The organism is Pseudarthrobacter sp. LMD1-1-1.1 (assembly GCF_040676255.1).
Classification (GTDB): Bacteria; Actinomycetota; Actinomycetes; order Actinomycetales; family Micrococcaceae; genus Arthrobacter.
Genome location: NZ_JBEGHP010000012.1, coordinates 813,780 through 839,348, shown reverse-complemented (window position 1 = coordinate 839,348; position 25,569 = coordinate 813,780). Strand labels below are relative to the sequence as shown.

General features: G+C 66.6%; 25 protein-coding genes, 1 pseudogene and 1 riboswitch. Of the genes and pseudogenes, 11 read left to right on the top strand and 15 right to left on the bottom strand.

Annotated features, from left to right (window positions below):
• Positions 1–9 precede the first annotated feature (9 nt).
• Positions 10–435 (bottom strand): CoA-binding protein, encoded by a 426-nt coding sequence (locus MRBLMD1_RS09545; RefSeq protein WP_159633530.1) that lies wholly within the window; start codon positions 433–435, stop codon positions 10–12.
• Positions 436–752: 317 nt separating this feature from the next.
• Between MRBLMD1_RS09545 and MRBLMD1_RS09540 the strand changes: the two genes are divergently transcribed.
• From MRBLMD1_RS09540 to MRBLMD1_RS09510, 7 genes are all read left to right on the top strand, one after another.
• On the top strand, positions 753–1,568 hold the full coding sequence (locus MRBLMD1_RS09540; protein WP_364399044.1) for an ABC transporter ATP-binding protein: 816 nt from the start codon (positions 753–755) through the stop codon (positions 1,566–1,568).
• Between the two features lie 136 nt (positions 1,569–1,704).
• On the top strand, positions 1,705–2,754 hold the full coding sequence (locus MRBLMD1_RS09535) for an aliphatic sulfonate ABC transporter substrate-binding protein (RefSeq protein ID WP_364399042.1): 1,050 nt from the start codon (positions 1,705–1,707) through the stop codon (positions 2,752–2,754).
• Complete coding sequence (locus tag MRBLMD1_RS09530) at positions 2,754–3,656, top strand: ABC transporter permease (RefSeq protein ID WP_255174317.1); 903 nt, start codon at positions 2,754–2,756, stop codon at positions 3,654–3,656. Before MRBLMD1_RS09535 ends, MRBLMD1_RS09530 begins: the two co-directional genes overlap by 1 nt.
• Positions 3,647–5,599: an acetate--CoA ligase gene (gene acs / locus MRBLMD1_RS09525; RefSeq protein ID WP_414703685.1), complete on the top strand. Its 1,953-nt coding sequence runs from the start codon at positions 3,647–3,649 to the stop codon at positions 5,597–5,599. Before MRBLMD1_RS09530 ends, acs begins: the two co-directional genes overlap by 10 nt.
• Positions 5,596–6,843, top strand: coding sequence for a dimethylsulfone monooxygenase SfnG (sfnG, locus tag MRBLMD1_RS09520; protein ID WP_364399039.1), 1,248 nt, complete (start codon positions 5,596–5,598; stop codon positions 6,841–6,843). The genes acs and sfnG overlap by 4 nt, the downstream gene beginning before the upstream one ends.
• The gene (locus MRBLMD1_RS09515; protein WP_364399037.1) at positions 6,843–8,195 is read left to right on the top strand and encodes an O-acetylhomoserine aminocarboxypropyltransferase/cysteine synthase family protein; all 1,353 of its coding nucleotides are present in this window, start codon (positions 6,843–6,845) and stop codon (positions 8,193–8,195) included. Before sfnG ends, MRBLMD1_RS09515 begins: the two co-directional genes overlap by 1 nt.
• Positions 8,192–8,686 (top strand): CoA-binding protein, encoded by a 495-nt coding sequence (locus MRBLMD1_RS09510; RefSeq protein ID WP_364399035.1) that lies wholly within the window; start codon positions 8,192–8,194, stop codon positions 8,684–8,686. Before MRBLMD1_RS09515 ends, MRBLMD1_RS09510 begins: the two co-directional genes overlap by 4 nt.
• Positions 8,687–8,747: 61 nt before the next feature.
• Here the strand turns inward: MRBLMD1_RS09510 and MRBLMD1_RS09505 are convergent, their stop codons facing one another.
• The 5 genes from MRBLMD1_RS09505 to MRBLMD1_RS09485 all read right to left on the bottom strand — a co-directional run bounded on the left by MRBLMD1_RS09505 (position 8,748) and on the right by MRBLMD1_RS09485 (position 13,710).
• Positions 8,748–9,686, bottom strand: coding sequence for a hypothetical protein (locus tag MRBLMD1_RS09505; protein WP_364399033.1), 939 nt, complete (start codon positions 9,684–9,686; stop codon positions 8,748–8,750).
• Positions 9,683–10,234, bottom strand: coding sequence for an RNA polymerase sigma factor (locus MRBLMD1_RS09500; RefSeq protein ID WP_364399031.1), 552 nt, complete (start codon positions 10,232–10,234; stop codon positions 9,683–9,685). The genes MRBLMD1_RS09505 and MRBLMD1_RS09500 overlap by 4 nt, the downstream gene beginning before the upstream one ends.
• A 294-nt stretch (positions 10,235–10,528) precedes the next feature.
• A complete protein-coding gene (locus MRBLMD1_RS09495) occupies positions 10,529–10,900 on the bottom strand; it encodes a YegP family protein (protein WP_255174311.1) in 372 nt (123 codons plus the stop codon).
• Between the two features lie 191 nt (positions 10,901–11,091).
• Positions 11,092–12,381, bottom strand: a complete 1,290-nt coding sequence (locus tag MRBLMD1_RS09490) for an adenylosuccinate synthase (protein WP_175319083.1) — start codon at positions 12,379–12,381, stop codon at positions 11,092–11,094.
• Between the two features lie 234 nt (positions 12,382–12,615).
• Positions 12,616–13,710, bottom strand: coding sequence for a M14 family zinc carboxypeptidase (locus tag MRBLMD1_RS09485; RefSeq protein ID WP_364399028.1), 1,095 nt, complete (start codon positions 13,708–13,710; stop codon positions 12,616–12,618).
• Between the two features lie 18 nt (positions 13,711–13,728).
• A riboswitch (SAM riboswitch) is annotated at positions 13,729–13,833 on the top strand.
• Between the two features lie 13 nt (positions 13,834–13,846).
• Here MRBLMD1_RS09485 and MRBLMD1_RS09480 point away from each other — a divergent pair.
• Both MRBLMD1_RS09480 and MRBLMD1_RS09475 read left to right on the top strand, forming a co-directional pair.
• Complete coding sequence (locus MRBLMD1_RS09480) at positions 13,847–15,055, top strand: cobalamin-independent methionine synthase II family protein (RefSeq protein WP_364399026.1); 1,209 nt, start codon at positions 13,847–13,849, stop codon at positions 15,053–15,055.
• Positions 15,056–15,266: 211 nt separating this feature from the next.
• A complete protein-coding gene (locus MRBLMD1_RS09475) occupies positions 15,267–15,896 on the top strand; it encodes a uracil-DNA glycosylase (RefSeq protein ID WP_159633557.1) in 630 nt (209 codons plus the stop codon).
• Between the two features lie 70 nt (positions 15,897–15,966).
• Here MRBLMD1_RS09475 and MRBLMD1_RS09470 read toward each other — a convergent pair whose 3' ends face one another.
• From MRBLMD1_RS09470 to MRBLMD1_RS09460, 3 genes are all read right to left on the bottom strand, one after another.
• Positions 15,967–16,392, bottom strand: coding sequence for a DUF3151 domain-containing protein (locus MRBLMD1_RS09470; protein WP_364399024.1), 426 nt, complete (start codon positions 16,390–16,392; stop codon positions 15,967–15,969).
• The gene (gene fbaA, locus MRBLMD1_RS09465; protein WP_141158310.1) at positions 16,393–17,412 is read right to left on the bottom strand and encodes a class II fructose-bisphosphate aldolase; all 1,020 of its coding nucleotides are present in this window, start codon (positions 17,410–17,412) and stop codon (positions 16,393–16,395) included.
• Positions 17,413–17,534: 122 nt separating this feature from the next.
• Positions 17,535–18,191, bottom strand: a complete 657-nt coding sequence (locus MRBLMD1_RS09460; RefSeq protein WP_224024707.1) for a TrmH family RNA methyltransferase — start codon at positions 18,189–18,191, stop codon at positions 17,535–17,537.
• 71 nt (positions 18,192–18,262) lie between these two features.
• On the opposite strand from MRBLMD1_RS09460, the gene MRBLMD1_RS09455 reads away from it, so the two are divergent.
• The gene (locus tag MRBLMD1_RS09455) at positions 18,263–19,099 is read left to right on the top strand and encodes an HAD-IIA family hydrolase (protein ID WP_364399021.1); all 837 of its coding nucleotides are present in this window, start codon (positions 18,263–18,265) and stop codon (positions 19,097–19,099) included.
• On the opposite strand, the gene MRBLMD1_RS09450 is transcribed toward MRBLMD1_RS09455, so the two are convergent.
• The 5 genes and pseudogenes from MRBLMD1_RS09450 to MRBLMD1_RS09430 all read right to left on the bottom strand — a co-directional run.
• Positions 19,096–20,136: a thioesterase domain-containing protein gene (locus tag MRBLMD1_RS09450; protein ID WP_159633569.1), complete on the bottom strand. Its 1,041-nt coding sequence runs from the start codon at positions 20,134–20,136 to the stop codon at positions 19,096–19,098. The genes MRBLMD1_RS09455 and MRBLMD1_RS09450 overlap by 4 nt on opposite strands.
• 69 nt (positions 20,137–20,205) lie before the next feature.
• Complete coding sequence (locus MRBLMD1_RS09445; RefSeq protein ID WP_159633572.1) at positions 20,206–20,826, bottom strand: hypothetical protein; 621 nt, start codon at positions 20,824–20,826, stop codon at positions 20,206–20,208.
• A gap of 81 nt (positions 20,827–20,907) precedes the next feature.
• Positions 20,908–21,657, bottom strand: coding sequence for a GAF and ANTAR domain-containing protein (locus tag MRBLMD1_RS09440; protein WP_224024702.1), 750 nt, complete (start codon positions 21,655–21,657; stop codon positions 20,908–20,910).
• Positions 21,658–21,802: 145 nt separating this feature from the next.
• Complete coding sequence (gene pyrE / locus MRBLMD1_RS09435; protein ID WP_200830744.1) at positions 21,803–22,387, bottom strand: orotate phosphoribosyltransferase; 585 nt, start codon at positions 22,385–22,387, stop codon at positions 21,803–21,805.
• 48 nt (positions 22,388–22,435) lie between these two features.
• Positions 22,436–23,695, bottom strand: a pseudogene (locus MRBLMD1_RS09430) (FAD-dependent oxidoreductase); the annotation flags it as partial.
• 75 nt (positions 23,696–23,770) lie between these two features.
• Between MRBLMD1_RS09430 and nadE the strand changes: the two are divergent.
• Positions 23,771–24,625 (top strand): ammonia-dependent NAD(+) synthetase, encoded by an 855-nt coding sequence (gene nadE, locus MRBLMD1_RS09425; RefSeq protein ID WP_364399018.1) that lies wholly within the window; start codon positions 23,771–23,773, stop codon positions 24,623–24,625.
• Positions 24,626–24,714: 89 nt separating this feature from the next.
• Here nadE and MRBLMD1_RS09420 read toward each other — a convergent pair whose 3' ends face one another.
• Positions 24,715–25,512 carry an IclR family transcriptional regulator gene (locus tag MRBLMD1_RS09420; protein WP_159635852.1) on the bottom strand — a complete coding sequence of 266 codons (798 nt, stop codon included), beginning with the start codon at positions 25,510–25,512 and terminating at the stop codon, positions 24,715–24,717.
• Positions 25,513–25,569: the final 57 nt, after the last annotated feature.

The window sequence follows — 25,569 nt, the reverse complement described above, 5'->3', positions numbered from 1 at the left end:
GCTGAAGCTCTACAGGTTGTACTTCCAGGCGAGCTGCGCCGGGCAGGCGTTCATCACCACGTCGAGGCCGGCCGCCTTGGCGCGCTCCGCCGCCGCCTCATCGATGACGCCCAGCTGCAGCCAGACGGCTTTGGCCCCCACGGCAATGGCCTGGTCGACCACGCTGCCCACCTTCTGCGAATTCACAAAGCAATCCACGACGTCGATGGGCTGCTTTTCGGCCGGGATGCCGGCCAGGGTGCGGTACCCGGTTTCGCCGTGGACAGTATCGCCGGGCAGGTTGACGGGAATGATGTCCATGCCAAGCTTGTCGCGGATAAAGAGCGAAACATCGTAGGCTGCGCGCCACTCATTGGTGGTGAGGCCGACGATGGCCCAGCGGCCCTTGGTTCGCATGAGGCGTTCAATGACTGCAGGATCGTTCGTGTGGCCCATGGGATCAGCCTACGCGCCATGCCCGGGCTCGTGGAGTGTCGAATAAAAGAACGATCTCCATTCGCTGACGGACGCGTGAACGAATATTACGCGGCAGACGCGAGAGTTTGCTCTCGCCGATTCATTGCTGTGTAGTGGTCTTTGACCATCCCGAGCGGCCGAGAGACCTGGATCGATGACGCCGCAGCAACCCTGGTCGCCGGACGCGCCCCAACGCCCCGGCGATAGCAAGGACCGCAGCCGCGGGTATCCGGAACTGACCACTCCGGACGGCTGGCTCCGTAGGGTGCTACTGCCAGGACCGATGGAGTGATCCTATGACCGCAGTTTTGTCGCCCCTGCCTGCCGGGGCGGGCACCGCCCACGCGGCAGCCCTTCCGGTGTCCTTCCGGGGCCTGCGCCGCACATTCGGTACCGGTTCCGCTGCCCACACCGTCCTGCGGGACGTGACCTTCGATGTGGCAGCGGGAGAGGTGCTGGCCATCCTGGGACCCTCCGGTTGCGGAAAGTCCACCCTCCTGCGCGCCACCGCCGGCCTGGATTATCCAAGCGCGGGGTCGGTAGTCATCGAGGACACCCCCGTGCATGGCATCGATCCCCGGTGCGCCTTCGCCTTCCAGGAGCCCCGGCTGCTTCCCTGGCATACCCTGCAGGCCAACGTCGCCATCGGACTGCCTGCCGGAACCAGCGCGAAAGAAGGCAAAGCCAAGGTGGCGCGGCTCCTGGAACTCGTGGGGCTCCAGGACTTCGCCAAACATCGTCCCCGCGAGGTGTCCGGCGGCATGGCGCAGCGCACGTCGCTTGCCCGGGCCCTGGCCCGGAACCCCGGGGTCCTGCTGCTCGACGAACCCTTCGGCGCGCTGGACGCCCTCACCCGCATCAAGATGCAGGACCTGCTCCTGGACATCCACCGGGAAGAGCCCACCACCGTCCTGCTGGTGACCCATGACGTTGACGAAGCCCTTCAGCTCGCCGACCGCATCATCGTCCTGGGTCCCGACGCCGCCGGCGCAGGCGCCACCATCGTCAGGACCATCAAGGTGCCCGGCAGCCGGCCGCGAGAGCGTGCCTCCGCGGAACTCGCGCTCCTGCGCAGTTCGCTGCTTGAGACGCTGGGCGTCGACGGGCACTAAGCGCCCCTGACACCTCCGGGACCGCCACCGCCCCCGGTTGGTGCCTGCCGCCGTCGTACTTCACGCTCCACTCCCCGGCACCCGGCCGGCCGCTTCTTCTCCGCACCGTTCCATCACCCGCTTCCAAAGGAAACCCATGCCGCACGCATTGCCCATCACCCGCCGTTCAATCCTTGGCGCAGCAGCCCTTGCTGCCTCCGCGGTCCTGGCACTCACCGGCTGCGTCGCCGGGGAAGGCTCCTCCGGCAGCGCGGCAGCGGCCGGTAGTAGCAAAGGCGGAACGCTCAACATCGACTTCGCCACCTACAACCCGCTGAGCCTGGTCATCAAGAAGCAGGGCTGGCTCGAGGCCAGCCTCAAAGACCAGGGCGTCACCGTGAACTGGGTTCAGTCCGCCGGCTCCAACAAAGCCAACGAAGCCCTCCGCTCCGGCGCCATCGACGTAGGTTCCACCGCCGGATCCGCAGCGCTGCTGGCCCGGGCCAACGGCTCGGAAATCAAGACCATCGACATCTACTCCCAGCCCGAGTGGGCGGCCCTGGTGGCACCCGCCGGCTCGGACATCTCCTCCGTGGCCGACCTCAAGGGCAAGTCCGTGGCCGCCACCAAGGGCACCGACCCCTATTTCTTCCTGCTCCAGGCACTCGAGCAGGCCGGCCTCAAGCCCGGTGACGTGACCGTCCAGAACCTGCAGCACGCGGACGGCCGCACCGCCCTGGAAAACGGCTCGGTCCAGGCCTGGTCCGGGCTGGACCCCATCATGGCCGGGGCGGAGCAGAAGGGCGCCAAGCTGTTCTACCGCAACCTGGACTTCAACACCTACGGCTTCCTGAACGCCACCGAATCGTTCCTCAAGAACAAACCTGAGCTGGCCCAGGCCGTGGTGAACGCCTATGAAAAGGCGCGCGCATGGGCGGCGCAGAACCCGGACCAGACCGCCCAGATCCTGGCCGACGTAGCCGGACTGGACCTCGCCGTGGCTAAGACCGTGGTTTTGGAGCGAAGCAACCTGGGCGTGGACCCCGCGCCCGGTGACGCGCAGCGCAAAGTATTGGAGAAGATCGGCCCCACCTTCGTGGAAACAGGTGACGTCAAAACGCAGAAGCAGATTGACGACGCCGTGGGCTCCCTTCTCGACGACTCGCTGGTGAAGAAGGCTGATCCGTCAGCCATCAAGGCCTCCTGATGAGCTACCCAGGAGAGCCGAAGACCACCAGCGGCAGTGTTGCGGACGGGCGTGCTGCAGCCGCCGCCGCAACCGCGGCAGACGCCGCCCAGACGGGCGCCGCTACGGCATCCGCTCCGGCACCGGGATGGTCTCCCGCCGGAGTCCGTTCCAGGAACTGGGCGCGTCTGCCCCTTGGCCTCATCATTCCCGTTGCGCTGCTGGCAGCATGGCAGGTGGCCTCCACGAACGGTATGTTCACCGTGGTCCAGCTGCCTCCGCCCGCCATGGTGCTGGCTGCTGCCGGCGAGCTCGTGGAACGCGGCGAGCTGGGCACCCACATCGCCATCTCCACCCAGCGGGTCCTCATCGGGTTCCTGGTGGGAGCCGTCCTGGGCCTGGTCCTGGGCGCCACCGTGGGCCTGTCCAAACTGGCCGACGCCCTGCTGGCACCCACCATCGGCGCACTGCGGGCGGTGCCATCGCTCGCCTGGGTGCCGCTGCTGATCCTGTGGATGAAGATCGGCGAGGACTCCAAGGTCACCCTCATCATCATCGGCGCGTTCTTCCCGGTGTTCACCACCGTGTCCCTGGCACTGCGCCACGTGGACCGGAACCTGGTGGAAGCCGCCCGCGCTTTCGGCCTGAAGGGGGTGCGGCTGCTGACCACCGTGCAGCTTCCCGCGGTGGTCCCCGCAGTGTTCTCGGGGCTGCGCCTGGCCCTGGCCCAGGCCTGGCTTTTCCTGGTGGCCGCTGAGCTGATCGCTTCCTCCATGGGCCTGGGCTTCCTATTGATCGACTCGCAAAACAACGGCCGAACTGACCGGCTGCTCCTGGCCATCGTGATGCTCGCCGTCATTGGAAAAATTACCGATGCCCTGCTGGGCCTGGCTGAAAAATGGGCGGTGAAACGATGGGCTTGAGCGCCGCTGAAACGATGGACCTGAACGCGGGGGTCCACCCTGACAATGTTGCCTTTTGGGAGCAGCAGGCGCTGCGTCTGGACTGGGACACACCTTGGCACACGGCGCACCGCTGGCTTCCGGCAGACCCGGAGGCTGCCCGCGGCCCGGAGATCACCTGGTTCGAGGGCGGCACGCTCAACGTCGCCGCCAACTGCGTGGACCGCCACGTGGCGGCCGGCCGCGGCGCCAAGGTGGCCCTCCACTTCGAAGGTGAGCCGGGCGACCGCAGGTCCATCACGTACGCCGAACTCCAGCGCGAGGTGGCCAAAGCCGCCAATGCGCTCCTGGCCCTGGGCATCACCAAGGGTGACCGCGTGGTCATCTACCTCCCGGTCATCCCCGAGACAGTCATCATCACGCTCGCCGTGGCCCGGATCGGCGCCATCCACTCCCTGGTGTTCGGCGGTTTCTCGGCCGAAGCGCTGAAGTTCCGGGTGGAGGACACCGGCGCCAAGCTCCTGGTCACCACCGACGGCCAGTTCCGCCGCGGCGTGGCCGTTCCCGTGAAGGACAACGCGGACGCCGCCGTCGCCGGGGACAATGCCATCGAGCACGTCCTGGTGGTCAACCGCACCACCCCTGCCAACGGCCTGGCCGCCGTCCCCATGACCGCAGGCCGCGACGTGTGGTGGCATGACGTCGTCGGAAACGCCCCGGACGTCCACGAGCCGGAGGCTTTCGACGCCGAAACGCCGCTGTTCATCATGTACACGTCCGGGACCACCGGGAAGCCCAAGGGGCTGGTGCACACCTCCGGCGGCTACCTGACGCAGGCCTCGTGGAGCTTCGAGCACCTGTTCAGCAACCCGGATCCGGCCCTCCGCGACCGCGACGTGCACTGGTGCACGGCCGACCTCGCCTGGGTCACGGCCCACACCTACGAGATCTACGGCCCGCTGTCCAACGGCGTGACGCAGGTGATCTTCGAAGGCACTCCCAACACCCCGCACCCGGGCCGGCATTTTGAGGTCATCGAACGCTACGGCGTAACCCAGTACTACACGGCACCCACCCTGGTCCGGTCCCTCATGGGCTGGTTCCCGGACGGTGTACCGGACACCTACGACCTGTCCTCCATCCGCCTGCTGGGGACCGTGGGGGAAGCGGTCAACCCCGAGGCCTGGCGCTGGCTACGGAACAACGTGGGCGCCTGCACCGCACCGGTGGTGGACACATGGTGGCAGTCCGAAACCGGGGCCACCATCCTCTCCCCCGCGCCGACGGACAGCAGCTTCAAGCCCGGCTGCGCCGCCCGTCCCCTGCCGGGAGTCAGCACCAGGATCGTGGACGACGGCGGCAACACCGTTGCGCCGGGCGTGCAGGGATACATCGTGGTTGACTCCCCCGGGCCCGCCATCGCGCGCACCGTCTGGGGCAACCCGCGCCGCTACTTCGACTCCTACTGGAGCAAGTACGCGGACCAGGGCTGGTTCCTCGCCGGCGACGGCGCCAAGTACGACGCCGACGGCGACATCTGGATTCTGGGCCGCGTGGATGACACCCTGAACGTCTCCGGCCACCTGCTCTCCACCATCGAGATCGAGTCCGCCCTGGTGTCGCACCCGGACGTGGTGGAGGCCGGCGTCTGCCCGGTGGCGGATCCGAAGACCGGCCACGCGGTGGTGGCCTTCGTCGTGCTGAAGGCCGGGGCCCCGGCAGACTGTATCGACGAGCTCCGGAACCACGTGGCCAAGGAGATCGGCCCCATCGCCAAGCCACGCGACGTCGTCGTGGTTCCCGATGTCCCCAAGACCCGCAGCGGCAAGATCATGCGCCGGCTGCTCACCCAGCTGTTCGAGGGAACTGCGCTGGGCGACACAACCTCCCTCCAGAACGAACCGGCCATCGCCGGTATCCAGGACGTCCTGCGCCAGCGGGCCCTACCGAAGGAAAATTCATGACCGAGATCAGCAACGTCGCACGACTCTCCGAACCGCTCAAGTTCGCCTACTGGGTGCCCAACGTCTCCGGCGGCCTGGTGGTATCCACCATCGAACAGCGCACCGGCTGGGACTTCGACTACAACAAAAAACTGGCGCGCATCGCCGAGGAGTCCGGCTTCGAATATGCCCTGACGCAGACGCGCTACGCCGCCTCCTACGGCGCGGACAAGCAGCACGAGGCGACGTCGTTCAGCCTGGCCCTGTTGGCCGCCACGGAGCGCCTGAAGGTCATCGCCGCGGTCCACCCGGGCATGTGGCACCCGGGCGTGCTGGCGAAGTACATCATCACCGCCGACCACATCTCCAACGGCCGTGCCGCCGTCAACATCGTCTCCGGCTGGCTGAAGAGCGAGTTCACCAACTTCGGCCTGGAGTGGCTGGAGCACGACGAGCGCTACGTCCGCACCGAGGAATTCATCAACGTCCTGCGCGGATTGTGGACCGAAAAGGACTACAGCCAGTCCGGCAAGTACTACAACATCACCGACTTCACCCTGAACCCGGCCCCCGTGGACGTCCCCGGCCGCGCCCACCCCGAGATCTTCTTCGGCGGAAACTCGACGGCGGCCCAGGCCACCGCCGGCCGCGTGGCGGACTGGTACTTCTCCAACGGCAAGGACCTTGAGGGTTTCAAGGACAACATCGCCGGCGTGGTGGCCGCTGCCGGCGAAACCGGCCGCGGCGCCGAAGGGCAGCTGGCCGCACCCCGGTTCGGCCTCAACGGGTTCGTCATCGCCCGCGACTCCGAAAAGGAAGCCCGGGACACCCTGCGCGAGATCGTGGAAAAGGCGCACAAACCCGCCGTCCAGGGCTTCCGCGATGCGGTGCAGGAAGCCGGTGCCTCCACCAAGGACGGCAAGGGCATGTGGGCCGACTCCACCTTCGAGGACCTGGTCCAGTACAACGACGGCTTCAAGACCCAGCTCATCGGCACCCCGGAGCAGATCGCCGAGCGCATCGTGGAGTACAAGAAGATCGGTGTGAACCTGTTCCTCACCGGCTACCTGCACTTCCAGGAGGAGGTGGCGGCGTTCGGCCGCGACATCCTGCCGATCGTCCGGGAGCTTGAGGCGGACCTGGCCCGCAGGAACGGCACCGAATTGGTCCCCACCCGCCCCCTAGCCTCGCAAGCTCGGCCAGGGAACCCTGCGGGCGTGGGCCCATCCGGCACCCCGGTTGCCGCCGAAGCCGTGGCTGTCTGATGGCTGAGCGCACCTTCGGGTTCCGCACCCGCGCCCTGCACGCCGGCGGCACCCCCGACGCCGAACACGGCGCCCGCGCCGTACCCATCTACCAGACCACGTCCTTCGTCTTCAAGGACACCAACGACGCCGCCAACCTGTTCGCCCTCCAGAAGTACGGCAACATCTACTCCCGCATCGGCAACCCCACCGTCGCGGCGTTCGAGGAGCGCATCGCGTCCCTCGAAGGCGGCATCGGAGCGGTTGCTACGGCGTCGGGCATGGCAGCGGAGTTCATCACCTTCGCCGCCCTGACCCAGGCGGGCGATCACATCGTGGCAGCCTCCCAGCTTTACGGCGGCACCGTGACCCAGCTCGATGTCACCCTGCGCCGGTTCGGCGTGGACACCACCTTTGTTGCCGGAACCGACCCCGCCGACTATGCCGCGGCAGTGCGGGAGAACACCAAGGCGATCTTCGTGGAGGTGGTGGCCAACCCGTCGTCGGAGGTCCAGGACCTGGCGGGGCTGGCCAAGGTGGCACACGACGCCGGCATCCCCCTGGTGGTCGACGCCACCTTGAGCACGCCGTACCTGGTGCGGCCCATCGAACACGGTGCCGACATCGTGATCCACTCCGCCACCAAGTTCCTGGGCGGGCACGGCACCACCCTGGGCGGCGTCGTGGTGGAGAGTGGCCGGTTCAACTGGGGCAACGGCAAGTTCCCCACCATGACCGAGCCCGTGGCGTCCTACGGCAACGTCTCCTGGTGGGGCAACTTCGGCGAGTACGGGTTCCTCACCAAGCTGCGCAGCGAGCAGCTGCGGGACATCGGTCCGGCCCTTTCGCCGCAATCGGCGTTCCAGCTGCTCCAGGGCGTTGAGACCCTGGCACAGCGGCTCGACGAGCACCTGAAGAACGCGCAGGCCGTGGCCGAATGGCTGGAAAACGATGAGCGGGTGGCCTACGTCAACTACTCCGGCCTGCCTTCCCACCCGCACTTCGAACGGGCCCGGAAGTACCTGCCGCTTGGCCCGGGCTCGGTGTTCTCCTTCGGGGTCAAAGGTGGGCGCGCCGCAGGGCAGAAGTTCATCGAGTCCCTGCAGCTGGCCTCCCACCTGGCCAACGTGGGTGACTCCCGGACCCTCGTGATCCACCCCGGCTCCACCACCCACCAGCAGCTCAGCGCAGCCCAGCTGGAATCCGCGGGCGTGCCGGAGGACCTGGTCCGCATCTCGGTGGGCCTCGAGGATATCGAGGACATCCTGTGGGATCTGGACCAGGCACTCACCGAAGCCTCCAACGCCGCGGCCCGGGACGCCGCCGTCGCCCAAGAACCCGCAGGCGCCTGCACGATCGGAGCAAACGCATGAGCACCGCCGAACGCACCTGGTCCGGCCCGTCGGCACCTGAGCGGCTGGCCCTGCTCCGGCAGGCGACATCCATTGCCATTGTTGGAGCCTCTGACAAGCCGTCGCGGGCCAGCTACTTCGTGGCCACGTACCTGCTGTCCTCCACCCGCTACAAGGTGTACTTCGTGAACCCGGTGGTCAAGGAGATCCTGGGCCAGCCCACGTATGCGTCCCTGGCGGACCTGCCGGAGAGCCCGGACATCGTTGACGTGTTCCGCAAGCACGACGACCTTCCGGGCGTCCTGGACGAGGCTGTGGCCGCCGGCGCCAAAACACTCTGGCTGCAACTGGGTTCCTGGCACGAAGGCGTCGCGGCAGGCGCGGAAGCCGCGGGGCTCAACGTGGTGATGGACCGCTGCGTGAAGATCGAGCACGCGCGCTTCCACGGCGGACTCCACCTGGCCGGCTTCGATACCGGCGTGATTTCCTCCAAGCGCCAGGTAATGGCCTGACCGGCGACTGCATGAGGCGACAGCGGGTCCGTCCGACGGGCCCGCTGTTGCTGTGTTTCGGCTATTTCGCCGGAGACGTGGGCTTGGGCCCGGCTCCCTGTCCTGCCGCCTGGGAGCCTGTTTGGCCCTGTCCCAGTATTGCGTTGGCCGCGGAGCCCGGCGCCTTTAGTGCCTCGGCGGCTGCATCCCCGGCTGACGGCCCGGTGCTGGCCGCCGGGAGTCCGGCCTTCGCCGGCCCGGAAGCCCCTTGCCCTGCCGGCATCCCGTCCGTCGCGGCGCCGGGATTCTCCTTGCCCCTGCCAAGTCCATTGCTCTGGAAAGAAGTCCCGGGAGCCGCGGGCGTGCACGCTTCGGCGCCGGCCTCGTGTTTGACCGGGCCGACGCACGGCGGCAACCCGGTGTGCGCCCGTCCTGTGTGGCGGGAGGAGCCGGCAGGATCCCGAAGGAGGCTGGAGGCAAGGTTTGCGGCATCGGCGGACCCACCGGGTGCAGGTGAGCCGGCAGCGGCAAGGTCCCCGTCGGAAGCCATCTGGGGACCCCGGTAGCTGAAACCGGCGGCGGACGGTTCCCCGGCTGTACCGTTCCAGGGCGCCCAATCCTCCAGCAGGTGCTCCACGGGACTTGTTCCGGAAGTGCTGGAGCTGGCGGCTACCCCGCCCACGCCCAGCCCCATCCCGGCCACCAGCACCAGGCCCAGCGCGGTGGGACGGTGGCGCCGGCGGCGGCGCGCCAGTTCGTCCCCCGGCTGCGCATCGGCCTGTCCATCGGCCTGTCCACCGGGCTGTTCGGGTGCCTCTTCAGCTGCCTGTTCAGCTGCTTCCCCGCCCGGCTCCCCTGCCGTGAGCAGTGCGGCAAGCTCACCGCTGGGTGCCGGTGCGGGCAGCGAAGCCAGGGTGCCCAGCGACAGCAGGGCGTTGCGAAGGTCCGCATCCAGCTGGCAGCCGGCGTCCAGCAGCATGTCATCAACAAGGGCGGCGCGGTTTTCCGAGGCGGGTGTCATGGCGCGAGGTACTCCTTCACTGCGGCGAGTTCCCGGAGTTTCAACAATGCGCGCCGCTGAAGCTGCTTCACCGAACCGGCGCTCTTTTCCATGGTCTCGGCCGTCTGTTCCACCGTGAGGCCTCCCACCAGGCGCAGCGACAGGACGTCCCGCTGGTCCTGCGGCAGACCGTCCAGCAGCGTCAGGACCTCCTGGGGCGAAATGCGCTGCAGGGCTTCCTTTTCCGCTGAGGTGTCTACCCGCTGGTCGAGCTCGGGCTCGAAGGGCAGCTTGACCGGGGTCCGGCTTTGCCGCCGGTGGTCATCCACCATGCGGGCGTGGGCAACGGAGAAGATAAAAGTCCGCAGGCCGGATTCGCCGCCGTGCACGGTGTGGAGGCGGGGCAGCACGGAAAGGAACACTTCCTGCATGGCGGCCTCCGGATCCTCGACTCCCCGGGCTGTGAGGTAGCCCAGCACCTGTGATGCGTAGGTCTTGTAGACAAGGCTGAAGGCGGCAGTCCCGGAAAGCGGCTGGTCCGGAGCCTCGTCTGTCTGTGCATCGGTCACTGACGTAGTGCTTTCCGTCAAAGAAGGGTGTTGGCAAGGCGGGCGTTCAGTACATCCGGAACGCTGCCCTTACTTTACCCTCAGGTAACCACCCCGCCGGAACCGCCACGGCGCCGGAAACAGGGCCGGTGCCGGGCCAGGCGGTGCGGCCACCCTTGCGGAAAGACAAAAGAGCCGGCCTGGAACGTGATGGGGGACAGGTTCCAGACCGGCACTTCATAGGGGTAATCGCCGGGGACCCCCAAAGGGTTACGCGCTTTCAAAAAAACTTTTGAAAACTTTCTTCCCCGTCCGTCAGCGGGTTGCTGTCCTGGTCCACCGGGGGGCCGTGGCATGCCGGCGCGGCGTATTGGCCAGTGCAAAGGCGTGCCGCGTGGAGGGCGCGCGTTCCTCTCCGCACACGGGCACAACGGCGGCGGGCAGCCCGGCCGGAACAGCGGCAGCAGCCGCAGCGGGTGCAGGCGCGGGACGGGCTACGGTTCCGGCGGGGCACAGGTCGGTAACCAGGCCGGTCCCGGCACATTCACGCACCGCGGCGATCCCTGCCGCCACAGCGGCTTTGTCCTCGAAGGGGCCGGAGACGGCGATAACGGCCCCGTCCGGAGCCAGGAGACGGAACCGGAAAAACGAATCAGCGTCGATGAATGCTTCAAATTTTCCGGCCATGACGATCCTTCCTTGGGCACCAGGTTGTACAGACGAGTCTGGCCGCGGCACCGGAAGCCTCACAAGACCGCGCGCGTTAAGCCTGTGTAAATTCGCTTTCCGCCAGCAAAAACAAGCGGCAGGCCACCTGCAAAAGGTGGCCTGCCGCCGTCGTAATCCCCACCCGCTCCCTTGCAGGCGGGGCCCACAAGTCAGTCGTTGATGAGGTCGTTCACCACGATGGTCTGGTCGCGGTCCGGGCCAACGCCGATCGCGGAGAACCGGGTTCCGGAGAGCTTCTCCAGCGCCAGCACGTAGTTGCGGGCATTCTCGGGGAGGTCGGCCAGCGTCCGGGCTCCCGTGATGTCCTCGGTCCAGCCGTCGAAGTACTCGAAGATCGGCTTGGCGTGGTGGAACTCGGTCTGCGTCATGGGCATCTCGTCATGCCGGACACCGTCGACGTCGTAGGCCACGCACACCGGGATCTGCTCGATGCCGGTCAGGACGTCCAGCTTGGTGACGAAGTAGTCCGTGAAACCGTTCACGCGCGAAGCGTGCCGTGCCAGGACGGCGTCGTACCAGCCGCAGCGGCGCGGGCGGCCGGTGTTGACGCCGAATTCACCGCCGGTCTTCTGCAGGTACATGCCCATCTCATCGAAAAGCTCAGTGGGGAACGGCCCGGCACCAACGCGGGTGGTGTAGGCCTTGATGATGCCGATGGAACGCGAAATCCGGGTGGGGCCAATGCCGGAACCCACCGAGGCGCCACCGGCGGTGGGGTTGGAGGAGGTCACGAACGGGTAGGTGCCGTGGTCCACGTCCAGGAACGTTGCCTGGCCGCCCTCCATCAGGACTACCTTGCCCTCGTCCAGCGCCGAGTTCAGGACCAGGGTGCTGTCGATGACCAGCGGGCGGAGCCGCTCGGCGAAGGACAGGAAGTACTCCACGATCTCGTCCACCACAACGCTGCGGCGGTTGTAGACCTTGACCAGGAGTTCGTTCTTCTGGCGCAGCGAGCCTTCCACCTTCTGGCGGAGGATCGATTCGTCGAAGACGTCCTGGACGCGGATGCCCAGCCGGGCCACCTTGTCCATGTAGGCAGGGCCGATGCCGCGGCCGGTGGTGCCAATGGCACGGCTGCCCAGGAAGCGCTCGGTCACCTTGTCCAGCACCTGGTGGTACGGGGCCACCAGGTGGGCGTTGGCGGAGACCCGCAGTTTTGAGGTGTCGGCGCCGCGCGCCTGGAGTCCGTCGATTTCCTGGAAGAGGGCCTCCAGGTTCACCACGCAGCCGTTGCCGATGATGGGAACGGCGTTGGGGCTGAGAATGCCTGCCGGCAGCAGCTTGAGTTCGTACTTTTCACCGCCTACGACGACGGTGTGCCCGGCGTTGTTGCCGCCGTTGGGCTTGACGACGTAGTCAACACGGCCGCCCAGCAGGTCGGTGGCCTTGCCTTTTCCTTCGTCGCCCCACTGGGCTCCTACGATCACAATTGCTGGCATGGGATCCTCCCCCATTCGTTCGGACTGCCCGGGCCGGCCACCAGGTGGCGGGCCCATGCAGCGCCGTTCATGAGAATGCCCCGAACATACCGGCCTTCGCACAGCCGCAGCACGGCGCAGCGAAGCAAGAGTTCCGGGGCTCTTACCACCCAAGTTTAGCCGATGGGGCACTTTGTCCACTGTTGTGGCCCGCCGCGGTCCTTTCTGCCAAAAGGCCGCGGCGGCCGGTGCCGCCTATTCGTCCTCCGCCTCCCCGGCGGGCCGGGACGTCTGTTCGGCTAGCGTGTTCCAGAAGGAGGTGTCGGCGTCGGCAATGGACCCGTCCGCGATGGCCGCGGCCGTGGAGGTCAGCGTGGTGACGGTCTGCTTGATCAGGTAGCCGTTGCTGCGCTGTCCGAGTGCATAGCCGTCCAAATAGTGGTCCGACATGCCGCGCATCTCGAAGAGCAGGGTGGCGATGCCGTACTCCACGGAGATGCCGTTGCGGCTGATGGTTTCGGCACTGCCGCCCTGGTACTTGCCCAGGTGTCCCCAGCCGGTGGAGTCGACGTTGTTGAAGACCACCGCGCCGAGCTGCTTGGATTTTTCGACGACGGCGGGGTCGGCGTTGGGGGTGGTGGGGTACAGGATGGAGCCCGACACCAGCTTGCCGTCACGCTCGGCCCGGGTGCCCTGGTGGTGCAGGTCGATCATGTAGTCGATCCGGTATTTGCGCATGACGTTGTTGTGCAGCGCCTGGGTCTCCGGCTGGACCTTGGCCACATGGTCGCGGTTCAGGTCCACACCCTCGGCGTTGTAGCGGGTGAGGTGCCGGTCCCCCTTTGCGAGGTAATTGTCCAGGGAGAAGTTCACGTCGCCCATGGCGCCGTCCGCATTGAGCATGGGCACCACCAGGATGTTCACGCCTTTGAGGATGTCCGCGGATTTGCCGGTCCCCAGGTGCTTGATGAACTCCATGGCGCCCTCGGTGGTGAGCTGCTCGTTGCCGTGCTGCTGGGTCAGGTACAGGATGGTGGGCTTGGCGGGGTCCGAAATGTACTTGACCAAGTGGATGTCGCGCCCCTTGACCGTCTGCCCGATGACCTCCAGCTCCATTGCCGACTGGCGGGCATCCTGGTCCTTCAGGAACGAGACCATCTGTTCGTACGTGGCGAGCTTGGACGTGGTGATCTGGCCGTTGCCGTCGTAGGTGGGGCCTTCGCCCACAGCGTGTGCCAGCGGGGCAGGTCCTGCTACGACGGCCAGCGCCAGGGCTCCGGAAACGGCAGGAAAGCCGCTGGGCAGCCCGCCGCGACATAAAGCGGCGCAGACTTGCCCCGGGGCAGGCATCTGGATTTATGTGAGAGTGAACCATCCGGAGCGGCCGAGAGACCTGGCTCGATGACGCCGCAGCAACCACGGTCCAGCAGGATTCCTGCCGGCCGAAGGTGCTACTGCCAGGACCGATGGAAAGGAAGATTCCAGCATGTCCCTGAACACCGACTACATCCGCGTCACCCACGCGGGATCCTTGCCCCGCACCCCGGAACTCATCGCGGCCAACGCCGCCAAGGAAACCGACGGCGTCACCCCTGAATTCCTGGAACTTCTGGAGGCCTCCGTGGTGGAGGTGGTCCAGCGGCAGAAGGACCTCGGCATCGATATCCCCAACGACGGCGAATACGGGCACACGATGTCCAGCTCCGTGGACTACGGTGCCTGGTGGAACTACTCCTTTGCACGGCTGGGCGGCCTGGAGCCAACCAACGTGGACCGCTGGGCCGATGCCCAGGTGCACCGCTCCTCGCCCGGCAACATTGTCCTGACCTCATTCCCTGACCGGCGCGACCGGCAGGCGTTCAACGAGGCCTACAACGACCCCTCCTCGGGCATCCTGTCCCACCGCAAGAGCGTGACCCAGCCCAAGATCGCCGGACCCCTGACCTACACGGGCCAGGACCTGGTGGCATCGGACATCAGGAACCTGAAGACCGGCCTCGCAGCGGCCGGGTTGTCGGACGGCTTCGTAGCGTCCCTCTCCCCCGGCTCCTGCGCCCGCGTGGCCAACGAGTACTACAAGTCGGAGGAGGAACTTGTCTACGCCTGCGCCGATGCCATGCGGGAGGAATACAAGGCGATCATCGATGCGGGCCTCACCGTGCAGCTCGATGATCCGTCCCTGGCCGAGAGCTGGGACCAGATCAATCCCGAGCCCAGCCTGGAGGACTACCTGAAGTTCATCCAGCTGCGCGTCGAGGCCACCAACTGGGCCCTCCGCGACCTTCCCCAGGAACAGATCCGGCTGCACGTCTGCTGGGGTTCCTGGCACGGTCCGCACACCACCGACATCCCTTTCGCGGACATCATCGGATCGGTGCTGCAGGTTAACGCCGGCGCCTACTCCTTCGAGGCAGCCAATGTCCGCCACGAACACGAATGGCGGGTATGGGAGGACACCAAGCTCCCCGAGGGCAAGGTGATCATCCCGGGCATCGTCTCGCACGCCACCAACGTGGTGGAACACCCGGACCTGGTGGCAGACCGCATTGTCCGCTTTGCCGACGTCGTGGGCCGTGAGAATGTCATCGCCTCCACCGACTGCGGCCTGGGCGGCCGGGTCCACCCGCAGATCGCCTTCGCCAAGCTGGAGGCCCTCGGCGAGGGCGCCCGCCGGGCCACCAGCCGCCTCTGGTAGCTTCAAGAGGCGAAGCGGGAGCCCGCCGGTTCCGTGCCCTGGCAGAGTCAGGTGCACGGGACCGGCGTTTCGTTTCCCGGGGCTTGCTAAACTGGGTAAGGCCGACCAGGAATCGGCCCACCCCAATCAACCGCCGCTGATGTGTCGCGCCCCCGCGTGCCCGTTTCCGTGGCGGCAGCAACGCCAATCCCCGCAGGAGAACCAGCACTTCATGACAGCCCTGGCACCCGAAACATTCCACGAACAGCTCATGAGCCGCCGCTACGACCCCAGCGTTGCTGCCGTTAACGAGCTCTGCGATTCCCTGCAGGAGACCAAGCCCGGAACCGTGGTCCCCTATGTGGATCCCATGCACGACGTGGAGGAATGCCGCATCATCAGCCTGTTCTCCAACATTGGCGAGGCGGACCCGTCCGGGTTCATCACGGCCGGGGACCAGGACGCCGCGACCCGCATGCTGGGACTGCAGTGGAAGCTGGGCCTGCGCCCCGAGTTCGTGATGCCGTGGAACGTCCACCCCTGGCACGTTCCCGGTGAGCCCAACGGCAAGTTCACTCCCGACCAGATCCAGGCAGGCCTGAAGCCGCTGCTGAAGTTCCTGGCCCTGGTGCCCCGTGCCTCCGTCATCGTGGCGCACGGAACCGAAGCCAACCGGTTGGCCAACGCACTCCTGAAGACCGAAGTTCCGCTGCTGTGGCGCCGTGGCCTGAAGACCTACAAGGTGCGCTCCCTGAGCGGCCGCGCCTTCGCCGGTTCCCCCGCGCGCCAGGAGGAGTACCTCGAGGACATGCGCGCGGCCTACGCCGACGCCATGGCACGCACCGGCATCGCCAAGCCTTAAGCGGCCGACGGCGGGTGGTTACCTTTCCTGGAAAGGTAAACACCCGCCGTCGTTGTTTAAGCGCAAAGGACTAAAACTTGCCCTCGATCGCTGCCTTCGCCGTGGGGTCCGAGTCGTTGAGGAACTTTTCGATCCGCTCCGGCTCGTCAGCCTCGCCGATGGCAGAGGAAGCCCTGCCCAGGGAGTAGAGGGCCCGCAGGAATCCGCGGTTGGGCTCGTGCTCCCACGGGATGGGCCCGACGCCGCGCCAGCCGTTGCGGCGCAGCGAGTCCAGGCCGCGGTGGTAGCCGACGCGGGAGTAGGCGTAGGAATCGATGATCCGGCCCTCCGCCCATGCTTCTTCGGCGAGCACAGCCCAGAGCAGCGAGGACGTGGGGTGCTTGGCCACCAGGTCCAGTGCCTCGTGGCCAGCATCCAGCTGCCCGTACACCTCGGTTTCGGCAGGCAGGAGCGTGGGCTCCGGCCCCATCAGGTTCCGGCGGAACTCGTCCGACATCTAGAAGGTCTTTCCGGCCGAACCGAGCTGCTTGGTGGCTTCCACCACGCGGGCTGCCAGGCCGGCTTCGGCGGAGGCGCCCCAGACGCGGGGGTCGTAGGTCTTCTTGTTGCCCACTTCGCCGTCAACCTTCAGGACGCCGTCGTAGTTCTTGAACATGTGGTCAGCCACCGGACGCGTGTAGGCGTACTGGGTGTCGGTGTCGATGTTCATCTTGATCACGCCGTAGGAAACGGCGTCGGCGATCTCCTGGTCGGAGGAGCCGGAGCCGCCGTGGAACACGAGGTCGAACGGGTTGTCCTTGCCGATCTTGGCACCCACCTGGGCCTGGATGTCCTTGAGGATCTCCGGGCGCAGCTTGACGCCGCCGGGCTTGTAGACGCCGTGCACGTTGCCGAAGGTCAGGGCGGTGATGTAGCGGCCGTTTTCACCAGCGCCGAGGGCGTCGATGGTGGCCAGGGCGTCCTCGACCGTGGTGTAGAGCTTGTCGTTGATGGCGTTCTCCACGCCGTCTTCCTCGCCGCCGACGGTGCCGATCTCCACCTCGAGGATCATCTTGGCTGCCGCGGTGCGGGCCAGCAGGTCGCGGGCGATCTTCAGGTTCTCCTGCAGGGTCTCTGCGGAGCCGTCCCACATGTGGGAGTTGAACAGCGGGTTGCGGCCGGCCTTGACTTCAGCCTCGGACGCTTCCAGCAGCGGCAGGACAAAGCCGTCCAGCTTGTCCTTGGGGCAGTGGTCCGTGTGCAGGGCGATGTTGACACCGTAGTTCTTGGCCACCTCGCGGGCGAAGGCAGCAAAGCCCAGGGAACCGGCCACCATGTCCTTGGTGGAGGCACCTGACCAGTAGGCGGCACCGCCGGTGGAAACCTGCACGATGCCGTCGGACTCTGCCTCGGCGAAGCCACGCAGTGCCGCGTTCAGCGTCTGCGAGGACGTGACGTTGACGGCGGGGAAGGCGAATCCGCCCGCCTTCGCGCGGTCGATCATCTCGGCGTAGATCTCTGGGGTTGCAATGGGCATGCTGGCTCCTCTGCTGAGTTTCGTCTGTGGGTGGATGACCCTCAAATAGACCGCTTACGGCTTGGCACCATCCTAGCCATTCCCGGGCTGGCAGGGTGTTTCGGGTCACCGGTCGGTAATACTCACACGTGCTGGTTGAAGACGTGCCGCCGGATCCAGGCGTGCATGGCAATAGCCGCGGCGGAGGCGGCGTTGATGGACCGGGTGGAGCCGAACTGCTCGATGGACAGGGTGGCGGCGGCCGCCTGGTGGACTTCCGGGGTCAGGCCCGGGCCCTCCTGCCCGAACACCAGCACGCAGTCGCGCGGCAGTTCGTACGTCTCCAGGGGCACCGAGTCCGGGAAGATGTCGATCCCGATGATCGCCAGCCCCTCCCCCTGCGCCCACTGGACGAAGTCCTCCACGGTGGGGTGGTGGCGGACGTGCTGGTAGCGGTCGGTGACCATGGCGCCGCGCCGGTTCCACCGCCGTCGGCCGATGATGTGCACCTCCTTGGCGAGGAAGGCGTTGGCGGTGCGCACCACGGTGCCGATGTTGAGATCGTGCTGCCAGTTTTCAATGGCCACGTGGAAGTTGTGCCGCCGGGAGTCCAGCTCCGCGACGATCGCCTCGTGCTTCCAGTAGCGGTATTTGTCCAGGACGTTGCGCCGGTCGCCGTCCGCCAGCAGGTCAGGGTCCCAGTGGTCGCCTTCCGGCAGGTCCCCTTCCCAGGGCCCGACGCCGACCTCCGCCTTTGCGGGTCCGGCCTCCCCGGGCTGGTGGTCGGGTTCGTCTGTCATGCCGGGCGTTTGGTTCACCCTTCAACACTAGACTGGACTCTTCGGGCAATCATCACAGGCGGAGGCAGGGCATGGCAGACGAGGACCAGGTAGCAGGCAACCCGGCGGTATACCGGAGCGGCCAGGAGATTGAGTGCTGGCTGACGGACATGGACGGCGTCCTGGTCCATGAAAACCAGCCCATTCCCGGGGCGGCTGAGCTGATCCAGCGCTGGGTGGACACCTCCAAGCGCTTCCTCGTGCTGACCAACAACTCCATCTTCACGCCCCGCGACCTCGCCGCACGCCTGCGCGCTTCCGGGCTGGAGATCCCCGAGGAGAACATTTGGACCTCCGCCCTGGCCACCGCCCAGTTCCTGAAGGACCAGGTGTCTGCCGGTGGCTCGGAATCGGGCAACCGCGCCTACACCATCGGCGAAGCAGGGCTGACGACGGCGCTCCACGAGGCGGGCTTCATCCTCACCGACCAGAGCCCGGACTTCGTGGTGCTCGGCGAGACGCGCACGTACTCTTTTGAGGCAATCACCATGGCGATCCGCCTGATCCTGGCCGGCGCCCGATTCATTGCCACGAACCCGGACGCCACAGGCCCGTCGAAGGACGGCCCCATGCCGGCCACCGGCGCCATCGCGGCCCTCATCACCAAGGCCACCGGCCGCGAACCGTACATTGTGGGCAAGCCGAACCCCATGATGTTCCGGTCGGCCATGAACCAGATCGATGCACACTCCGAGACCACCGCCATGATCGGTGACCGGATGGACACGGACATCATCGCCGGCATGGAGGCAGGCCTGCACACCGTCCTGGTCCTCAGCGGCATCACGCACAAGGACGACATCGCCGCGTACCCCTTCCGGCCCAACCAGGTGCTGAATTCCGTGGCGGACCTGAAGAACCAGATCTAGAAGATGCTGACCCGGGAGCCGCCCCGGGGCAGCGGGAAGTACTCGTCCAGCAGTTCCGTGACCAGGGGCCGGTAGATCTGCGGGTTCCAGCCGGGGCTGGCGTGGGCGGGCGCCGCACCCGTGGTCTGCAGGTTGCTGGAGACCATGTTGTCCTTGAACACCACCGCCCAGGTTTCGGCCGCGGTCTCATAGTCAACAGTGCCGTCTTTGGGGTTGCCGATATAGGCCATCTTGGCTGTTCCGAGGTGGCCGGCGAACTGGCTTCCCTCGAAGTGGTAGATGTAGGCGGACTCCGTTTGGACCAGGACGTTGGACGGGGCAATGGGTGAGAGCTGCTCCAGCGTCTGGTTCAGGATCTGGCGCCAGCTCCGTTCGTCCTTGTGGATGATCCGCTCCCCCAGTTCATACCCGCCGCGCAGGGTGGAGGGGAACCTGACGCCGCTCTCGTAGAGGAACACCACGCCGTCGAACCAGCTTTGGTCCAGGACGTCGTGGGCGCTGTAGGGGCTGGAGTCCAGGAGGATGAACTGCACCTGGACGCCCTGCAGGGCCAGGAGCCGGGCCGCCACCTGGGTGGCGAGCATGCCGCCGAAGCTGTGCCCGTAAAAGAAGAGCTTGGTGATCTTCTCGGCAGTGATGTAGTCGGTGATCGCGTTGACCACCTCAGTGATATTGAGCCCCAGGTTGGAATATCCGACGGCGGCGAGCCGGGCGCGCTTGTTCAGTGCGCCCCTGAGCGTGTTCAGGATCCACTGCGCTTCTTCCCAGCTGGTCTTGTACCCGGGGAACAGGAACCAGCTTGCGTCCGGGTAGTAGGCATCGGCGAAGTCGTCCGCAATGGTCAGGATCCTGGTAGTCCGGCGCTGCGACTGCACTTCCCGGGTCATCAGCATGTCCGCCGCCAGCAGCCCGGAGGCGCCGGCCCCGGCCAGGAACGTACGCCGCGAAAAGCGTTTGAGGGCAGCCGCTTCCGCCAGCAGCCGGGCATCGGAGACCCCTCGCCGGCTCTGTGGATTAACTTCCCCCTCATACGGCACACTCCTACCGTAAGCCCCGGGAAAGTCACCACGGCAACCGCGGATGTTAACGTTCGGTGACGCTGAGCGTCAGCTGGCGGCCTGCCCCTCCGTGGCCGGGAAGGGCGCCTGCGGTTCCTGCTGGCGGCGAAGGATCTCCAGGCCAATGTCGTTGTAGCGGCCCAGCAGGTCAGCGCCGTCGGGGGCGTCCGGGTTATCCAGCAGGGCAAAAGCGGAGTCGCTGGCGTGCAGCAGTTCCTGCTCCGTGTATTCCGTCAGCGGACGGCCATACAGCCCTTCGATCCACATCACCGGCAACTGGGGGTACTCACCTGCGAACTCACCGCCGGGGAAAAGCTCCCTGATGTCATCATCCACCAGGAGCGGGCGGAGGCTGGAGGCGTCCCATTGTGCCCAGTCGTGCGCCGCGGGGGTGAGCTGAAGGGACACCCCGGCGGAGGGGACGCCCGGCAGGGACGTGGTGTCCATGGCGTTGAGGTCGCCGCGGAGACCTGCCAGCGCGGATGATTCGACAAGTTCAGCCTGCGAGAGATCGACGCAGATACGGCAGCGGATGCCCATCCTCCGGACGCGGCGGATGATGTGGACCAGTTCAGCACGGGAATCGTGGTGAAGGGCTCCCCGGACTTCAATCCGGACGATGTCCGCGGGGACATCAAGGTTAACGAGTGCGTCTAGCGCGCGGTCCATAGGTACTCCAAAAGAGGTTCTATGGCCGACGGCTCAACCTCCGCTAGCGTAACCCTCACCGGGCCTCCGCACAACCTGCCTTCAGGCCCGCCGACCCTGGCCGACTTTGCCCGGTTCCTGGTAATGGGTACGCGCACCGGCGGTGCCGCCTACCGAATCCACCAGCGACTTGGCGATGTCCCGGAGTTTGGTGTTGCTGTTGCTGGACGCCTCGGTGAGGATTTCGACGGCCGCTTCCTGGCTGCACCGGTTCTGCGCCATGACGATGCCAATGGCGATATCGATGATGGTCCGCGACTCCAGCGTGGCCCGCAGGTTCGTCGCACTGTCTGCGTGCAGCGAGAACCGGACAGCCAGCCGGAGTGCTTCGGAAATTTCCCGGGTGAAGTCCCGCGCCCTGTCCGCCGCCCGGCCGTCAAACTTGCGCGGGGCGTCGGAGTAGAGGTTCAGCGCGGCCTTGGCCTCCCCCTGCAGGTTGAACGGCAGAGACAGCACCGAACGCAACCCGTGGGAGGCAACGGCAGCCGCATAGTCCGGCCCCCACCGGTCCTCCTGCAAAAGGTCCGGGACGTAGACTTCGCGCTCTTCCTGTGCCGCGGACAAGCATGGTCCCTGGGCGAGGGAATACTGGATTTCATCCACTTCCCGCGCCGCTTCGCTGCTCCAGCCGATGGTGGCTGCCTTGCGGTCGCGGAGCAGCGTGATGCCGCACAGGGCGTCGTCGCCGTCGCCTGCCATCTGGTGCGCGGAGAAGCGTGCCAACTCGTTGAGGAAGTCCTCGAAATCGGCGCTTTCCAGGATGAGGTTCTGGACTTGGTCCGTCGCGCTCAAAGGCTGTTGTGGGGGGAGCAAAATACAGGATCTCCAAGCAACTGAAAGGTGTTAACGCAAATAATAAATCAGCCACCAGCGGCAGGCCAACACCGGTCCCCCATGTGTCCCGGAGCGGGCCGCCGGGGCCGGCCCCGTCACGGGACTAGTCCAGGCCCAGCTCGTCCTTGCCGAATGCGAACAGGTAGGGAACGCCGGTTTCGGCTTCGATCTTTTCCTTGGCGCCGGTATCGCGGTCCACGATCACGGCCACTGCCACGACGTTGCCGCCGGCTTTCCGGACGCCTTCCACTGCGGTCAGCGCGGAGCCGCCTGTGGTGGACGTGTCTTCCAGGACCAGCACCTTGCGGCCCTCAACGGACGGCCCTTCCACCTGGCGGCCCATGCCGTAGGACTTCTGGGCCTTCCGGACCACGAACGCGTCAACTGTCCGGCCGGCGTCAGCGGCAGCGTGCATCACTGCAGTGCCGACGGGGTCGGCACCCATGGTGAGCCCGCCGGCGCACTCGAAGTCGATGCCGGCGTCGTCCGCCAGTGCCAGCATTACCTGGCCCACCAGCTTGGACGCCTCATGGTGCAGGGTGATGCGGCGCAGGTCGATGTAGTAATCGGCCTCGGCTCCGCTGGAGAGGATCACCTTGCCGCGGACCACGGCAAGTTCCTTGATCAGTTCGAGCAGTCGGGCGCGGGCAGCTGCAGTGTCTACCGCAGTGTCAGTGGGCGAAGTCATGGCCCCAAGTTTAGTGGGTGGCGGGACGGTGAGCGGGCGGGCGAAGCCGGGCGCGTGCTCGGGGCGCGGCCCGATCGCAATGACCCGGGGCAGGACACGCTTGACCACGGGGTTGTGGCGGAGGATGAAGAAAAGCAGGCGCTGGATGGAGAACGGCCTCCGGTCACCCACCCGGGCCAGCATGTCGCCGGACAGTGTGCCCGCGAAGAGCGGAACGAACACCACCCGGTGCATCACCCGCTGCACGGTCTGGACCAGCACCGTGGGCATGCGGCGGCGGCGCTGGATCGAAGCAAGGGTCCTGGTCCGCACGCGCCCTTGGCGCAAATCAGGGGCCAGGCGTTCCGCGGCTGCCACCGCGTCCTGGATGGCCAGGTTGATGCCCACCCCGCCCGCGGGGGACATCGCGTGCGCGGCGTCCCCAATGCAGAGAAAACCGTCGACGTACCAGCGCCGCAGCCGGTTCAGCCTGACGTCCAGCCAGTGCAGGTCCGCCAGGCTGCGGATGGAATCAACGCGGTCGGCGAGGTCGGGGCGCAGCGCTGCCACCCGCTGGCGGAAGTGTTCCACGCCGTCTTCCCGGATTTTGGCATCCGAGCCCTTGGGGGCCAGGTATCCCATCTGGTAGTAGTCGGTGCGGTTGAGGGCGATCAGGGCATCGCGGTCCCCCAGGGCGGGGACCACCCCGGCGACTTCGCCGCGCTCGGCGGCGCGGCGCGGGATTTTGAACCACCAGGTGTCAAAGGGCACCGGGTACTCCTTCGCCCGCATCCCGGCCGCCTGTCGCAGCACTGAATGCCTGCCGTCCGCGGCCACTACGACGTCGGCGTGCAGCACCTGCTCCGCGCCCTCCGCGCCGCCGGCGGTGGACCGGAAGCGCACTCCGGTGACGCGTCCGCCGTCGAACTCCAGGCCGGTGGCTTCCGTTTCCATGAGCAGGGTGAACGTCGGTTCCGCGGCGGCGGCCGAGGCGAGGAAATCCAGGAAGTCCCACTGGGGCATCATGGCCACGTAGTTGTACGGGGGCTTCAGGGAGTCAAAAGCCGCCAGCGTGACCAGCCCGCTGCCGGGGACCGGGACAGCGACGTTGCTCAGCCTGCTCTGCGGGAGGGCCCGGAATCCGGCGCCCAGGCCCAGTTCGTCGATCAGCCGGATGGTGGACGCATGCACGGTGTCGCCACGGAAATCCCGCAGGAAATCACGGTGCTTTTCCAGGACTGCCACATGCACTCCGGCCCGTGCCAGCAGCAGCCCCAGCATCATTCCTGCCGGGCCCCCGCCCACCACGGCGCATCCCGTCCGCTCCATGCACCTAAGCTACGCCGCCCAGGGCCTGCCCGGAACAGTTGAGGGTTGTTGACAGCGCTGGCTAGGCTGGACACCATGCGCGAACTCCAGGCCAAGATCATTGAAGAAATGGGCGTTCAGCCCCGGATCGATCCCGCAGGGGAGGTGCGCAAACGCGTCACATTCCTCAAGGAATACTTGAAGGCCACCCACACCAAAGGCTTTGTCCTGGGCATCTCCGGCGGACTTGATTCCTCGCTCGCCGGAAGACTGGCCCAGCTGGCGGTTGATGAGCTTGAGGCCGAGGGCGTAGAGGCCAACTTCGTTGCAATCCGCCTGCCCTACGGCGTGCAGCACGATGAGGAAGACGCCCAGGCGGCGCTGGACTTCATCAAGGCCAAGACCGAATGGACGTTCAACATCTCGGCGGCGGTGGATGGCTTCGAGGACGAGTTCGAGAAGACCGTGGGCTCGGAGATCTCCGACTTCCACAAGGGAAACACCAAGGCCCGCACCCGGATGATCGCCCAGTATGCGCTGGCCGGCGAGTTCAACTACCTGGTGCTCGGCACCGACCACGGCGCGGAGTCCGTCACGGGCTTCTTCACCAAGTACGGCGACGGCGGGGCTGACATCCTTCCCCTGTTCGGCCTCAACAAGCGGCAGAACCGGGCCCTCCTGGCGGAACTGGGTGCACCGGCGCGCGTGTGGGAAAAGGTGCCCACGGCGGACCTGCTCGACGACCGGCCGGGCCGCACCGACGAGGACGAACTGGGCATCAGCTACGACCAGATCGACGACTACCTCGAAGGCCGCGAGGTCCCGGACGCGGTGGCCGAATCCATCGAGCAGAAGTATCTCCGGACCCGCCACAAGCGCACCGTGCCGGTGACCATCTTTGACACGTGGTGGAAGGGCGAAGGGCCCGTGGAGCCCCGCGCCGGGCTGTAGGCAGGAATTCCCCACCTTTTGGGGTACGACGGCGGGGTCACCGGACAGGTGGACCCGCCGTCGTCGTATCCCGGCACAGCCGTGGCGGCTCAGCGGGCCCGGCGCCCGCCGTCGGCGCGTCCGCCCAGCTGCTGTGTAATCCTGTGGGCCTCCGCCATCAGCAGGCCACCCAGCTCCTCCTGCCGTTCGGCCTTGAACCGCGGTTCAATGCCGGTCAGTGACAACGCCCAGGCGGGCCGCCCTGAACGGTCGAACACCGCCGCGCCCATCCCCCAGCTTCCCTCCAGGACCAGCCCCGGGTTTACTGAGTAGCCGGCCAGCCTGGTGCGGGCCAGGTTCTTCCGGACCAGGTCAACCGTGTGGTTCACCGCGAAGGTCCCCGCATGCTCCGGCCACCGGCCCAGCAACTCTTCCTGCTCATTCGTTGGCAGGAAGGCCAGGATGGCTGTCCCGGCTGACGCGACGCCCAGCGGGAAGCGGACGCCCTCATGCAGGACAAAAGACCGGACAGGGAAGCTGCCCTCCTCACGCAGGAGGCACACCGTCTCATTGCCCCGGCGGATGGAGAAGAAGGCGCTCTCCCCCGTGGCCTGGGCCAGCCGGCGCAGGCTGGGCCGGGCGATGTCCTCCATGGGAAACCGTGCCGAGGCCACCGATCCCATCAGGAGGATTTCCGGACCCAGGACCCAATTGCCCGTTACGGGATCATGGTCCAGCAAGCCCTCCGCGGCGAGCGATGTCAGGAGCCTGTGGGCCGTTGGGCGCGTGAGGCCTGATTCCCGGACCAGGGCCGCGAGGGGCATCCCCTCCGAGCCACGGCCCACCAGCCGCAGCAGTTCCGCGATCCGCGCCACCACCTGGGCACCCTGCACCGGCGTCGATGCCATCACTTCCCCTTTGTCCACAATATGGATGCTTTTCACCCTACTGTCCATACTGTAAGG